Consider the following 14,964-nt stretch of genomic DNA (forward strand, 5'->3'; position numbering starts at 1 on the left):
GTGGCTTTATGAACTTAATTTACGTCACTATAAAATTAATACAGTTCAAATAGTGGACGACCATTTTCGTCGTACTTCACTTCCATAACTCGAGCGTGGCGGTTTGGATCGTAAAGCGGATCTTTTACAATCTCTTCAAGTGGACGGGTGTCTGTTTTTGGCACCACACTTGGTTCACCAACTGCGTGCTCATAGTCACGAGCATGGTAAATACACAGTGGTGTTTCACCATCTTCAGCTACTGTAAAACAGTTATGACCTGGGCCGAAAATTTTCTTTTCAACACTTGTTTCAAGCACAGGCATACGTGTTTTAGTCCACGAATTACGATCAAGTAAATCGCTGTTTTCATCGGCTTCCATATAGCCCATACAGTAACATGCACCTGTTGCGCTTGCAGAGAAAGCAATGAAGATTTTACCGTTATTTTTAAGTACTGCCGGGCCTTCGTTTACCCAAAAGTCGACACGTTCCCAATCGTAATCTGGTGTCGTCAGCATAAACTGTGCTGTTTTTAACTTAATTGGAGATTCCATCTCCGCTAAATACAGGTTTGATGCAGCAAATTGACCGCCGGTTTTCTCTGCCCAGCAAAAGTAACGCTTACCGTTGTTTTCAAAAATGGTGGCATCTAAAGAAAAATCAGTGAACGACTTTTCATCGCCCTCAGCCGCTTGCATCATGCCAAGTTCAACCCACTCATCATTTAGCGGATCTTGACCTTTACACTCAAGCACATACGGGCGTAATGCCCAAATATCATCTTCTTCACTGGCAGCAAAGTAGATATACCATTTGCCATCGAGGTAATGAATTTCAGGTGCCCAGATATGACGGCTCATTGGGCCGCTGTCATGTTTAAACCAAATATCAAAGGTTTCAGCGTCTTTTAAGCCCTCTAATGTCGCAGACTTACGAAGTTCAATGCGATCATAAGTTGGTACAGAACCTGTAAAATAATAAAAACCATCGCTGTGCTTATGCACAAACGGATCGGCACGCTGCTCTACTAACGGACTATTTGTTTGTAATGTCATCTTGAAACCTGATCGTTAAATTTTAATTTGTATTATTTTATTACTTTTGAGTAAGAACACAAATATAACATTATTTTTAACAGACAGTGAAAAGAAATGTAAGGACAAGCTATAAGATGCCCAAGCTTTATTGGCGAAATTTAAGGAATACCATTACGTGGAATAGGTTTAATATGGAGCAGCAAGCTTAAGGCTTCTCAGATAAACCTCAAACTTGCTTGAATAAAAAGGGGGATCCCCATCCACCCTTGATTTAGATATCGCTAGAGCGATTTGGCTTTATATATTTTCTTTGCTTTTTTCGAGAGCACTACATCAACAGGCATAACATCTCCCGATACTTTTTTAACCGTTAAGGTATGCGCTCCAGCTGCTAAATCATGTTTTTCAAACACAATACTTTGAACTTGACGGTAGTTGTTACCATCAAAAATAGAGTATATGCCTTGTGATTTACCATCTAAGAAAACCTCAACGTCACCATGGTTAATATCTTTTGAGGTCGCAAAGACAATACTCGAACCACTAAAGTCATAACTAAACGACGCACCGTTAACGGTTGTCATGTGCAAATCTTGTTGGTATTCGCCAGTATTAGTTTGCTCAGATCTCACCCAGTTGCCATTTTCGCTATATTTAATTCGAGGGTCATTATCGTTTATCAGCTCGAGGCCTGAATAGGTGGTATCACTTGTTGTGCCTACCGTGTTTCCTACCGTTTGAATTTGCACTAAGCGGTCAACTAACCAACTGCCATTTGGATTAATGGCCACGTCTAAGGTCGTCACCCCCCCAGCCCTTGCAATGTCTTTTACTCGGTTTGCTACTTCATTATTGCTGTATTTTAAGCTGCGTTTAACTTGTCCCCAGCCACCAAATAATGGGTCTTCTTGTGAGGTATACGTAAAGCCATGCCACTGTACTTTTGTACCGATCGCCGTGGTTACTTCACCTGATTTTGGAATAGGCGGCAGTTCATTATGCTCACCTTGGGTGTAGTTACTTTGCGGATCGTTTGGAATAAAGCTGTACTCAAAACCATCACTAATCGTGATCACAGCATTCGGGTTACCACTACGCACTGATTTCGCAAGCTGATCTGCAACAGGGTAAGCATTATTAGCCGCAAGTTCTTGCTCCGACTCTTGGGCTTGATACCAACCGTCAAACCACCAACCGGCAATATTGTCACCCCACGTTTGTGCTCTTTCACTCACAAAGCCATTGATAAACCAGTCTGGGTATGGCGCTTTCACTTTTTTGCCCGTCCATCTATCACCTAAGTGTGAAGGTAGATATGCAATTAGCTTGATGCCTTTTGCTTTAAGCGCCAGCGCCAGATCCAGAACAAGGTCACGGGTTGGCGTGTAATCAGCCTGATTAGAATTAACCTGTGTGATACAACCCGGTGCAATCTGTTTACTTGGACATGCCGGTGAGTGCAAATCGTAAATATCACTGGTCGTCGACAGGTAACCGCGGTTTTGGGTAATGGTAAAAATTACATACCGATAACCAAGTTTGGCTGCTTTATCCGCGTATTGTTTAACATCAAAACCATTAACGTAGTTATTCCACTCGTTATAGTCTGTGATTTGATACCATGCATTATCTAACGTGCCACCAGCAAGATAGTGATGACTAATCCCCCACTTGGCATCTTGCATCCATTTAACTTCTTTAGGTAACTCGGCAGCACCCACACTAATACTACTTGCTAAGGCAACACCCGATATGATTTTATGGATTTTACTATTCATAACAACTAAACCACATGAAAACGAAGAATGTAACGAGCTTATTAAATTTACAAATGAGCAACAATTAAATTACACAACAACAAGCAACTACCACTCATTCGTTTCATATCTAACACTTTAAAACTATTGGTAATTCAAAAATAAAACATTCTTATCAATATGAATTTTCTTATTTACCAATCAAAACTTGTTAATAAAAAAGCCATACGATGCATGTTTAAAAACAACGTATGGCTTGCGACACAACTAGGAGTTTAAATTGTTATACTTCTTGCCTTAATGAGGCTATCACTTTTGGCATTTTACGCTTTACAACCCAACCAGAGGCCACAATCACAATTAAGTAATAGCCAAAGGTTTGCCAATCTTCAAATAAGGCATTACCAATACCGAGCAGTAGCGAATAAATAAACGCAATGCTCGCAACACAGGCTATGGCGTTATCTTTAATCCCCGCCGCAATCGGTTCAATACCGGTTAAATCTCTGACTTTTTTCCAGCCGTGGCCATGAATTTTTAAACGGCTATAAAATTCGATAGTTTTCGGGCTTGGGGTTTTACTTGAGGTTATTAAGGTAACAACTAAGCACACAACCAAGGTTGTTATCGTGGTTGCTAGCATACGCACTGCAAACCACTTAGCCTCGCCTTCATCGGGTAGTATGTACATCATCGCATTACCGACAATAACAGCTGTAATAAGCGCGCTAATTTCTGACCACACATTTATTCGCCACCAATACCAGCGGGCAATAAGTACCACAGAGATTGGAATGATGATTACCGAAATATATTCATAAGCGCCGAGAATACTCTCAAGTTGGGTCGTTACAATCAGCGCAAAAAGAGTTAGTACTAACATACTGACGCGAGCTGCCTTGATGTAATGGGCTTTTTCGCGGCCTTTTACTAAGTAAGGCTCGTAAACATCATTGACTAAATAAGACGAGCCCCAGTTCAGCTGAGTATCAAGGGTACTCATAAAAGCAGCAAGTAAAGAGGCAACCATAATGCCTTTTAAGCCAACAGGTAAAAACTCATCGATCATCATTGGGTATGATTGCTCTGCATCTACCAACGACGGAAAGTAAACCAGTGAGGCAACACCCACGATGATCCAAGGCCAGCTTCTTAACACTAAATGGCAAAAAGCAAACCAATATAAGCTTAACATGGCATCTTTTTCACTACGGGCAGCCAGTGTGCGTTGTAAGAAAAAACCAAACCCGGGCGCGTAATTTAGCCAGCCGATACACACTAAAATAACAAAAGTCGCAGTTTTAAGATCCCATTCAAAATCGGGGATCATTTTTAATGTATCGCTATTAAACCCAGGAGAGGCCTCTACCGCAGCAACGATGCCACCGTGATCTTGTAAGTCGACATAAACGATAACAGCTAATACCACAGAGCCGACAATGGCTAAGGCAAACTGAATTAAATCGGTATACACAACACCATATAAACCAGACATCGCGGTATACACGACCGCTGCAACAGCTAGCACAATCAAAATAAGCGTGGTCGCTGTGATGGCGCCAAACAGAGGAATGTCGAATAAGGGTTCGGGGGAGAGTCCTAAAATCACCACAATAATTTTCGACATAGCGAGAGTCACCGAGGCAATGATAATACAGTTAACAAATACACCATCAAAAATAGCTTTAAAAATTCGCAAAAAATCAGTGGCTAAGCTCTTATCATAACGCTGTGAAATTAGCTCAATTTCGGTGAGTGCTTTTGATCTTCGCCACAAATTAGCAAAGAAGAACACCGAAATAATCACGCCAATTACACTTACCCACCAAATCCAGTTTGCGTAAATGCCTTGCTCTCGCACTGCCCCTGCTACAAACAAGGGTGTATCAGATGAAAAGGTGGTGGCCACCATGGATGTGCCTGCGATATACCAAGGTAAAGAACGCCCTGCGACAAAAAAATCAGCCGTACTTTCACTGGCCTTTTTTGTAAAGAGCATTCCGATAACAACCGCTGCTACTACATAAAATGCAACTATTAACCAATCAATTAAGACCATGTGAATCCCCCAATGTGTTTTAATTTTTATTTAGGTAGCTATCAAATTTTTTCCATGTTTCTGTCATATCGATAATCGAACCTGTTTGCCTAGCTTCATCTAACTTGATGGCGGTGAGCCCCGCTTGCAAAGCGTCAACAATGGATACCGGTAAAGGAGTCCCCCTTTCAAAAAAGGCAATCCAATCTGCCGCCATTTCTTCTTCAGCGCCATAGTGCATCGAAATTGAATCATCGTGTAAGTACGTTTTATCAATCAATGCCCCTGAGGTAATACAGTCATGCACTTTGAAATAGTTACGCACAAAGTCACCTTCAGCCATACCGAGTGTGCCAAATACACTAAAGTGTCGGTAATCGTTCGGTACATTTAAGTTAGTATGAAAACTCAGATTTATGCCATTTTCATATTGAATCAGTGCAGTTTGGTGATCCACCAGCTCAGAATCGTTATCAAACACTTCATCTATGCCATTCCAGCGCGACTTGCGCTGATGATAGACAGGATGCTTGCCTAAGTGCTTGTTCTCAGGCGTGAAGGTTCTTCGACCGCCAAAACTGGCAAGTTTAGCTGGGCGACTTTTCACAATGCCCTGATAAAGATCTAAGTCGTGACAGCATTTTTCTAATAAGAAGCCGCCCGATAGCCCTTGATGTCTGCGCCAGTCTCGCATAAAAAACGCACCATGCTCTGGCGGAATATGCTCTGATGCCTCAATACTGGTGATTTCACCCAGTAATTTAGATGATAAAGCCGCGACTAAATCTTTATATAAAGGCGCATAACGTAGCACCATACCCACTAAAATTTTATCGAAGGCATTATGTTTAGCGATAAGCTCGAGTACGTCGTAGGTCTGTTGCTCAGACATTACAATAGGTTTCTCTGCAAAAATGAGTAACCCTGCTTCAATGCCGAGTCGTAGGTGCTCTAAATGCATATGATTTGGAGAGCCAATCATCAACATATCAAGCTGCTCATTTTGCAACATATCTGCAAGTTCGTCATAAGCGCGCATCGAGATACCATGCGACTGCATGTACTCAACTTTTACAGACTCAGGGTCGGCATATGCTACCAAATCAAAATTTGGAATAAGCTCATGCATCACTTTGGCAACATAACTTAATCGGTCACCTAAACCACAAATTCCTACTTTCACAATTTTATTCCTACAAGGCACGTTAATAACTCACGTTAGTTACCTTGCGCTTAAACAGTCAATCACTTGTCTGCGCTTTGTGAAGGGGATTTTTTTTATGAAATTCGGCTCAACATGGGTTTTACATACAAAACAATCTTCAATTTGTTCAAACTCTAATTAGCTGTACGTTAAAAAACCTTAATTACCGAGAGGCGGCATATTCACTCACTTTGGTAACAAAAATTTTACGCAAATCATTATTTGGAAATGGCTTCAACTACTTAATTTTTAAATAAAAATCAGAAACGGTTTATTGACCAAATCAAAACAGTTGGGATATACAAACTACTTTATTACCAAGTTCAGGTGATATTTCAGTGCATAAGTGTTCTTTGAGACTACACTTATGTATAAGGTTTTAAGCTAAGAATAAGTAATTAGAAGTACCCAATGACAGAGAAAGAAACTAAATATAAAGCGCCCGCTCTTGAGAAAGGCATGGCGATAATAGAATTACTCGCAAGAACCCCGGAAGGGTTAAATCTGACACAAATTTCTGACTCATTAGGGAAATCAAAAGCTGAAATTTTTCGTATGGTGGCGGTTCTAAATGACCTCCACTACCTTGAGTTTTTTCAAACTGAACGTGTTTATAGACTCTCACTTAAGCTTTATCGGCTTACGCATCGCTACGCACCAGTTCACCACCTGAATAATGTTGCCTTCCCTATCATTCAAGAGCTGTGTAGTGACATTCAACAATCTTGTCACTTAGTGGTGTATTCAGATGGTGGTGGATTAATTTTATCGCATCAAGATTACGACACTAACAGTAACTGCTTAACCCTACCTGTTGGAGGAAGAGGACCCCTTACCGATAACTGTGCAGGCCATGTGCTATTAGCGTTTGCATCGTACGATAACCGTGAACGAATGCTCAAAGCCTACCAAGAAAATCATCCCGAATTATCCCTCGATTTAATGGCACTGCGAAATATTTGGCTACGCGTAAAAGAACAAGGTCACGAAGCCATGCCAAGCCCAGTTCTCGCTGGCGTATATGATATTGGCGTGCCTATTTTCGATTATTATCATAATGCTGTCGCTGTACTGCTCACCTCAATTCTTATGTACCGAGACGAATCGCGTAATGCAGATTTTGAACATGTGATAAAAAAGTTAAAAGAAACCTCACACCTTATTTCACAGAAAATGGGCTTTGACGAAGAGGCCTAAAGGATGTTTTTTTTCCTAATGATCCCGCCATCGTACAAATTTAAATGCCTATTTTTACCCTTTTGGCATCAGCAGTTTTTTTGGTGAATGCCTAGCTTATTAATACTATTTTAGGAATTTTCCCAAAATAACAATTAACACAATAGCAACCATTTTGTTTCATTTATAAAACATCATTCTTGGCGAAATTTTAACTAAGAAATCTAGATAACGCAGACTGCAAAGCGCGTTGACGGTTTTTTAGTCTTTATATATCACTGAATGGACATTTGAACATTCACGAGAATAATTCGCCAAGAGCGATGGGGGTCAATATGATGAAATTCACCAAAAGCCAAATAGCCTTATCTGTTGCTTTATCCCTGATGGGTAGCACAGCAATGGCAGAGGAAAGCAGTACAGCTAAGGATGTTGCACAAGATGATATTGAAGTAATCGCTGTCAGCGGTGTGAGACTAAGTTTAAAAGAAGCTATCGCAACCAAGCGTGGCTCTGACAAAATTCTCGACTCAATTGCCGCTGAAGATATGGGTAAATTCCCTGATGAAAACGTCGCGCAGTCTTTGCAGCGTGTTCCAGGTATTTCAATTGACCGTCCTCGCGGTAGCCCAAATGGCGGTACCAATGGTAGTACCGATGGTCGACTAGGTGGGCAATATGTACAAATTCGTGGCTTACCTGTTGATTTTACTCAGGTTACTTTAAATGGTCGCTCTTTAGCATCTGGCCGTAGCATTGGCCGTCAGTTTTCTTTAGATGTGTTGCCCTCAGAGCTTATTGGTCAGTTAGACGTTTATAAAACAGTGTCAGCAGATCAACTTGAAGGCGGTATTGGTGGTAATGCAGACATTAAAACCCGCAAACCACTGGATGCAGATGAAGTTGGCTTTTCTGGTGCTTGGTCAGCCGAAGGTGTATACAGTGAGCTGCCAGATTCAACCGACCCACGTCTTTCAGGCATTGTGAACTGGAAATCAGACGATGAAAAACTTGGCGTACTGGTTGGTGTCACGTACTCAGAACGTCAAACCCGTGAAGACGAATACTTCTCTTGGGGTAATGTAAACTTTGGCCCAGGTACGGGGGATGGTGTTGAAATTCGCCCTGATCTTGCCACAGTGCCAGGTGGTACGAATGATGGCAGTATCGATTACCCTAACTCTCTTTACCCTATCGAACCGCTGACTCAATACTATGGTGATGAGCGCACTCGTACTGGTTTAAATGCTGTAATTGAATTTCAACCTAGCGATGAGCTTAACATTACCTTCGATGGTTTATATGCAACATTCGATGTAGATGAAACAGCATTACAGTTACCTGCTCGTTTCCAATTCCGTGGTCCACAAGACCCGAGCCTGTGGGTTGCAGCCGACCTAAATGACCCGAATGGTCGTGGTGTTGGCGGTATTTTCCCATTCCTCGTAACCGAAGCTGTGGTAGAAAACGATAACCTGGTTTATGCCGTTGCACCGCAAACTCAGTTTAGAAGCGTATCTGAATTAACGAAGATGGAATCAGACACACTTGCCGTGGGCACTCATGTAAACTGGGCACCGAATGAAGATTGGATCCTCGACTTTGATCTTGGTTACTCTAAAGGTGAGCAATCTCGCGACCTTAAAAGTGTGCTGTTACAAGCGTTTGCTGATGTAGTGTATGATGCACGTAACCCAGATAACGGCATTCCTGACCTTTATGTTACAGGCACCGACTTAAATGACCCAGATAACTTCCGAGTGGCATTTGGTAACTCCAATGCACGTGACGTAAAAGATACATCTCTGTCGTTTTCTGTTGATGCTAAGTATTTCTTAGACAATGACTACATCACAAGTCTAGAAACAGGTGTACGTTATACTCAGCGCTCAAAAGAAATCAAAGCCTATGTAGGCAACAGTTTTACTGGTTCAAATGGCGTACCAGCAGTATTACCTACTTCAGCAATTAACCTACTTGATTTCCCGGTTGATGACTTTTTAGGTGAAGCACCAAACGCTAATGTTATCCGCAGCTTTGTAATTGGTGATCCGGTTGATTTCCACAATAAATACGGTGTTGAAAGACAATTCGATAGTATCAGCTCGTTTAAAGTTGAAGAAGATATTGCAGCAGCGTACGTAAAAGCGAACATGGCCTTTGATGTTGCCGATATTCCAGTTAAAGGTAATGTGGGTGTACGTGCGGTAACAACCGACGTTGAAGCAACAGGTGCATTGCCAGTTGAAATCGTTATCCGCAGTGCCGGTGATTTCGATGTGGTGGGTGAAACCAGCTCAACAGGCAGTAGCTACACCAATGTGTTACCAAGCTTAAGCTTAAATGCTGAATTAACTGACGAAGTGTACTTACGCTTTGGGGCTAGCAAAACAGTAACGCGCCCTACGCTTTCGCAGTTATCGCCGCGTTTTACTTTTAGCACCACCACACTCACAGGCTCTGCGGGTAACCCAGCTCTAGAACCATTTGAGTCTGATTCACTCGACTTATCACTTGAGTGGTATTTCAACGATACAGGTTTAGCGAGTGTTGCTTTGTTCCAAAAAGACATTGATGGCTTTGTGTTTAACTCAAGCTCACCAGAAACAATTGCCGGAATTGATTGGGCATCGGTAGATCGTCCACGTAATGCGGCATCGGCAACAATTAATGGTGCTGAGCTTAGCTTCCAAACCACTTTTGACTTCTTACCAGCACCATTCGATGGCCTAGGTATGTTAGCAAACTATACTTACACAGACAGTGACACTGACTTTGGTGATGGCTTTGAAGGTCAAACATTCAGCTACACTGGTTTATCTAAAAATGTATATAACTTAGTTGGTTACTATGAAAAAGGCCCTGCGTCAGTACGTTTATCTTACAACTACCGTGAGAAATACTTACTAGAACCTTCATTTGGTTTCTTCGCTGGTCCTCGTCATGTAAACGACTACCAACAGCTTGATTTAAGTACGTCTTACAAAATCAATGACAACTATTCATTGACCTTTAACGTGACCAACTTAACCAATGAGCGTTTCGACCGTTACTTTAATAACGACGAATCAATCATTGCGACAACCAACTTTACAGGTCGCCAATACTTCGTAGGTATTCGCGGAACCTTCTAAGCAATTATGTTGTTGTAGGTGATGAGCCTAACCCAAAGCCTCCTTAAGGAGGCTTTTTTTGTTAGGCATCATCATAAATTTTATCTATCATCACTTGTGCATTATTCACTTCAAGGCTCGTTTCAGAAAGTCCTACCTTTGTGGCACCACCCACTAGCCAAATTTGGCCTTTTAACGTAACGGCTCCTAAACCGTGACGAGGTGTTTGCCATTCGAAAGTTTTTCGCCATTGCTGCTTGGTTAAATCATAACTAAAAACCTCACGGTCAACTCCTTGGCTATGTTCACCACCAAACACAGTGATAGCATTATCAATAACTGCCGCCGCATGCCCTGCTCGTGCTTTAGGGAGTGCTGCATGTGCTTGCCAAATGTCTTTTTCGGGTAAGTATTCGAGCATGTCAGTGATAGGCTCGCCGCCAACGGTTCTGCCACCTAACACAAACCAACGGCCGTTTACTTGTGCACTTGCCGCACTGTTTCTAGCCGAAGGTAATGGCGCGGCTTCTGTAAATGTGAAGTTGTTAGGATCAAAAACTAAATGCGCACTCACATCTAAACTATGCTGCCATTGCCCATTTTTTTCACTGTGTGGGCTGCGGCCACCAGCTAAATGCACTTTACCATTAAGCACTGCGCCAACCGTTTCACTCAACGCAAAAGGTAAACTCGCCACCTTTTGCCATGCGTCAGCGCCTTCATTGAGCATTAACACATCACGGCTATTGGTCCACTGGCCTTGGCTATTAACAAAACCACCAAAGGCAAATAATCTGTTTTCTACAGCAATTAAATACGTGTGATGACGCCCTTCAGGCAAACTCGGGGCTGATTGCCAACTTGCATACTCGGGTGACCAAAAATGGACTTTTGCGGTCATCTTACCCGCTGATGCTGGCAGCTCGGTAGAGATACCCCCTGCAACCCAAATCTGTTGATTCATGACTGCTGGGTAAATTTCTTGAATAGCCTCAGGGAGCTCAGGTGCTAGCACCTCCTCTGCCGATAACGTATAAGGCAAACACGCCATAAAAAGCGGCAACAGTTTGGTTAATCGCATATAAATCCTTAATAAGCAGTTGATTAGCTAAAGACTAAGCCAGCTGTACCTATTCGTACACTGCCAAATAGTCTTACTCGAACAACGATTACTATTCCTAAATGACATTGAATTGATATATTATAACAAAACATTTAGCGTATTTTGTTTAATCTTATTAAGGGTCACTACTATGAGCAAACTTCCCGTCACCGTGCTCTCTGGCTTTTTAGGTGCAGGTAAAACCACTGTGCTCAGCCATATTTTAAATAATCGTGAAGACAAAAAAGTGGCTGTAATCGTCAATGATATGAGCGAAATAAACATCGATGCAGCAACAGTTAAAAACGATGTTTCGCTTAGCCGCGGCGAAGAAAAACTAGTAGAAATGAGCAATGGCTGTATCTGCTGCACACTACGTGAAGACTTACTCATTGAAGTACGCGCTTTAGCGCAAACAGGCCAATTTGATTATTTAGTTATCGAATCAACCGGTATTTCAGAGCCTCTTCCGGTTGCCGAAACATTTACCTTCGCTGATGAAGATGGCGTGTCACTGTCTGATGTTGCAAGGCTTGATACCATGGTCACGGTCGTTGATGCCGTTAACTTTTTAAACGACTTTAACGAAGCCAAATTTTTACAAGAAACCAACGAGCATTTAGGCGATGAAGATGAGCGAAGCGTTGCCGACTTACTGATTGATCAAGTTGAGTTTGCCGATGTCATTTTAATTAGTAAAACAGACCTAATTAGCACCGATGAACTTGAGAGTTTAAAAGCCATTTTAAGCTCATTAAATACCTCTGCAGAGCTTATTGCTATTGAGAATGGCCAAGTTGATATCAAAACAATTTTGGGCACGGGCCTGTTTAACTTTGAAAAAGCCCAGCAAGCACCTGGATGGCTAAAAGAACTGCGCGGCGAGCATATCCCAGAAACCGAAGAATACGGCATTAGCAGCTTTACTTACCAAGCCCGTCGCCCTTTTCACCCTGAAAAATTTTATAACTTTATTCATAACAATCAACGCGAAGGCAAATTACTTCGCTCCAAAGGCTATTTTTGGTTAGCCTCTCGACCACAATTTGCCTGCCAATGGAATCAAGCTGGCGGCATAGCCCGCTATGGTTTTGGCGGGATATTTTGGAAAGCCTTATCGAAAGATCAGTGGCCAACAGATAGCGACTACTTAGATTCAATTAACCAAGTATGGCAAGAACCCTTCGGTGATATGCGCCAAGAGCTGGTTTTTATTGGTCAAAACCTCAATCAAGCAGCGATCATTCAAGCTCTCGATAACTGCTTACTCAGCGACGATGAACTATTAGCAGGCAAAGCGCTTTGGCAAACCCTGCCCGATCCATTTCCTGTTTGGGAGGAAGCATAATGACAGCTTACGCATTTGAACATGATACTGATAACCTCCCAACAACAGTAGCAACGGCATTAAGCCCTGTGGTGTTTTCGCAAATTTATAAACCAGAGCATAACATTGCAATTTGGCAGCGCAGCTTAGCTGAACAGCTGCAAGCAGAGGTAGCCGAGAGTATTGCAGCCAATCCTGATCTCAGTATTAACGCGGTGATCAACGAAGGCTCTATTCGAACTGACATTGATAAAGCCCTCGAAAAACTCCCATCAGCGCAGGAGCTAAAAGCTGATTTGGCAAAGTTAGTTGATATGTTTTGTTATTTATTTGAATTAAAGCGCACCGGATTACGCCTAAGAGTACTTGAACGTGCCATGTGCCCACGTTTTCATGTTGACAGAGTTCCTTGCCGGTTAGTCAGCACCTATTGTGGTAGTGGCTCACAGTGGTTGCAAAATGCAGGACTTGATCGCACAAAACTTGGCGCAGGGCATCAAGGATTAAGCGATGAAGAGTCTGGGTTAATGACAGCAAATACTAAAATCCACTCTCTTAATGTCGGTGACGTAGCACTGCTTAAAGGCGAAACTTGGCAAAATAACGAAGGCAAAGGCCTTGTACATCGCTCACCAGCACTTGTTGCTGGCGAAAAACGGCTACTCGTAACCCTCGACTTTATTGCTTAGTGAATGGCAAGCAGCCGTTCAGGAATCAAGGGTTTTAAACAACAAGGAAGTTGTTGCTGCAATCAAAGCTTAGTTATAATCGACTTTTCGACTCGATTTTGGTTTTTAAATGAAAAAGCTTTCTAAAGTACAATTAAAACAGCAAGCCCTTGTATTAAATGTTGCCGACACCCTTGAAGAGCAAGGTCGCGCAGAGCTCGAAGGTATGTTGCAATGCTGGTTTGATGTGGAATACCACTTATTCCCAGGCTCATTGCTTTTGTGTTTTCAATTTGAAAACCAACAATCACTCGATGCAGCGACCCCAGAGCTATTAAAATGGCAAAAGCGCCTTAGTGGCGCAATGCTAAAAAAAGGCGTGATTTTAAAAGACATGCGCAAGCACTTAGTATTTACCCTAAAAGGTCCAGACGATTAAATGGGATAAGTTGCGGGTTAGCAAGTTAGCAAGAGTGTAGCAGCGATTTTATATCGCGTAGGAATGATTACAGGTGCTAGGTGCTAGGTGCTAGGTGCTAGGTGCTAGGTGCTAGGTGCTAGGTGCTAGGTGCTAACAGCATAGTGTTGGTTTTGGATTCGTAAGGGGGTTCCATACCCAATCGACTTTTTTGTTCGGCGTTAAAACGCCTCCTACATCTCGTATCTCGTCCCTCGGAACTCGTACCTTTCCCCTTTACTCTTTCCCCTTGTAACTCGCTAACTTGTTGGGTTTCACTCCGTTCTACCCAACCTACCGGCTTAAAGCTTTAGTTTTTCCACTCCCATTTGCTTCACATGCTCAACCAGCTCGGGGAAAAACGCTAAAAACACCGCGTCTAATTGTTGGTAGTGACGAGCAATATCGTCAGCGGCCCCTGCAAAGTTGTTGGCAAAGCGAATACGCTTGGCGATGTTATCAAGGGCAAGGCCGACCCCATCGAGGGTTTCATATTCTTTAAACCAATCATTGTTGGTCATACTGGTCACAACTTGCTGCATGCGTGAAGGCATCATGGCTTGGCGTGCATTTAAAAGACCATAACTGTGCTGTTTGAAATCAGCCAGTGGTTGGTCATTAAAGCGCTGCCAATGCTGAATAAGAAAGTGATCGAATGCTACATCAATTGCGACGCTTGCAAAGCGTTTACGTGCTGGCGAAAAGTACTGTTTAGCCTCTTTTACTAGGGGATGTGAGTCGGTAAACCTATCAACCAAATAATGATTTTCAAGGCCATTTTTAACCGCATTGGGTAACTGTGCTGAATATCGACGCCCACCAAAATCCCCCAGCAAATTACCAAAATGTGAATCAGCCGTCGGTTGTGCTAAATAAAGGTGAGCCAAGTAATTCAACGCATTCTCTAAATTAAGTCATTTTATGCATTGTAAAAGAATACAGGTGAAAGGGTCTAGGGGCACAAGGTGCAAGTTAGCAAGTTAGCAAGTTAGCAAGTTAGCAAGAGTGTAGCGGCGATTTTATATCGCGTAGGAATGATTACAGGTGCTAGGTGCTAGGTGCTAGGTGCTAGGTGCTAGGTGCTAGGTGCTAGGTGCTAGGTG

Annotated in this window: 11 protein-coding genes; 5 read left to right on the top strand and 6 right to left on the bottom strand. The window is 42.5% G+C overall.

Annotated elements, in window-relative coordinates:
* Positions 1 to 35 precede the first annotated feature (35 nt).
* From C2M25_RS11790 to C2M25_RS11805, 4 genes are all read right to left on the bottom strand, one after another.
* Complete coding sequence (locus C2M25_RS11790) at positions 36 to 1,037, bottom strand: family 43 glycosylhydrolase (RefSeq protein ID WP_054560730.1); 1,002 nt, start codon at positions 1,035 to 1,037, stop codon at positions 36 to 38.
* 263 nt (positions 1,038 to 1,300) lie between these two features.
* Positions 1,301 to 2,797, bottom strand: coding sequence for a hypothetical protein (locus C2M25_RS11795; protein ID WP_105181189.1), 1,497 nt, complete (start codon positions 2,795 to 2,797; stop codon positions 1,301 to 1,303).
* Between the two features lie 262 nt (positions 2,798 to 3,059).
* Positions 3,060 to 4,835, bottom strand: a complete 1,776-nt coding sequence (locus C2M25_RS11800) for a sodium:solute symporter family protein (protein ID WP_105181190.1) — start codon at positions 4,833 to 4,835, stop codon at positions 3,060 to 3,062.
* 19 nt (positions 4,836 to 4,854) lie between these two features.
* Positions 4,855 to 5,997, bottom strand: a complete 1,143-nt coding sequence (locus tag C2M25_RS11805) for a Gfo/Idh/MocA family protein (protein ID WP_062565008.1) — start codon at positions 5,995 to 5,997, stop codon at positions 4,855 to 4,857.
* Positions 5,998 to 6,429: 432 nt separating this feature from the next.
* On the opposite strand from C2M25_RS11805, the gene C2M25_RS11810 reads away from it, so the two are divergent.
* On the top strand, positions 6,430 to 7,215 hold the full coding sequence (locus C2M25_RS11810; protein WP_063700483.1) for an IclR family transcriptional regulator: 786 nt from the start codon (positions 6,430 to 6,432) through the stop codon (positions 7,213 to 7,215).
* 314 nt (positions 7,216 to 7,529) lie between these two features.
* The gene (locus tag C2M25_RS11815; protein ID WP_158679716.1) at positions 7,530 to 10,328 is read left to right on the top strand and encodes a TonB-dependent receptor; all 2,799 of its coding nucleotides are present in this window, start codon (positions 7,530 to 7,532) and stop codon (positions 10,326 to 10,328) included.
* Between the two features lie 61 nt (positions 10,329 to 10,389).
* Here C2M25_RS11815 and C2M25_RS11820 read toward each other — a convergent pair whose 3' ends face one another.
* On the bottom strand, positions 10,390 to 11,388 hold the full coding sequence (locus tag C2M25_RS11820; RefSeq protein WP_105181192.1) for a Kelch repeat-containing protein: 999 nt from the start codon (positions 11,386 to 11,388) through the stop codon (positions 10,390 to 10,392).
* 172 nt (positions 11,389 to 11,560) lie between these two features.
* Between C2M25_RS11820 and zigA the strand changes: the two genes are divergently transcribed.
* The 3 genes from zigA to C2M25_RS11835 all read left to right on the top strand — a co-directional run bounded on the left by zigA (position 11,561) and on the right by C2M25_RS11835 (position 13,843).
* Entirely contained in the window at positions 11,561 to 12,757 is a 1,197-nt protein-coding gene (gene zigA, locus C2M25_RS11825) for a zinc metallochaperone GTPase ZigA (RefSeq protein WP_105174742.1), read from the top strand.
* Entirely contained in the window at positions 12,757 to 13,425 is a 669-nt protein-coding gene (locus C2M25_RS11830) for a DUF1826 domain-containing protein (protein WP_105174743.1), read from the top strand. The genes zigA and C2M25_RS11830 overlap by 1 nt, the downstream gene beginning before the upstream one ends.
* Positions 13,426 to 13,534: 109 nt before the next feature.
* Positions 13,535 to 13,843, top strand: a complete 309-nt coding sequence (locus C2M25_RS11835; RefSeq protein ID WP_105174744.1) for a hypothetical protein — start codon at positions 13,535 to 13,537, stop codon at positions 13,841 to 13,843.
* 320 nt (positions 13,844 to 14,163) lie between these two features.
* On the opposite strand, the gene C2M25_RS11840 is transcribed toward C2M25_RS11835, so the two are convergent.
* Positions 14,164 to 14,757, bottom strand: a complete 594-nt coding sequence (locus tag C2M25_RS11840; RefSeq protein WP_105181193.1) for an acyl carrier protein phosphodiesterase — start codon at positions 14,755 to 14,757, stop codon at positions 14,164 to 14,166.
* Between the last annotated feature and the right edge of the window lie 207 nt (positions 14,758 to 14,964).

Origin of the sequence: Pseudoalteromonas sp. T1lg21, from assembly GCF_002964625.1 — a bacterium.
Lineage (GTDB): Bacteria > Pseudomonadota > Gammaproteobacteria > Enterobacterales > Alteromonadaceae > Pseudoalteromonas > Pseudoalteromonas gelatinilytica.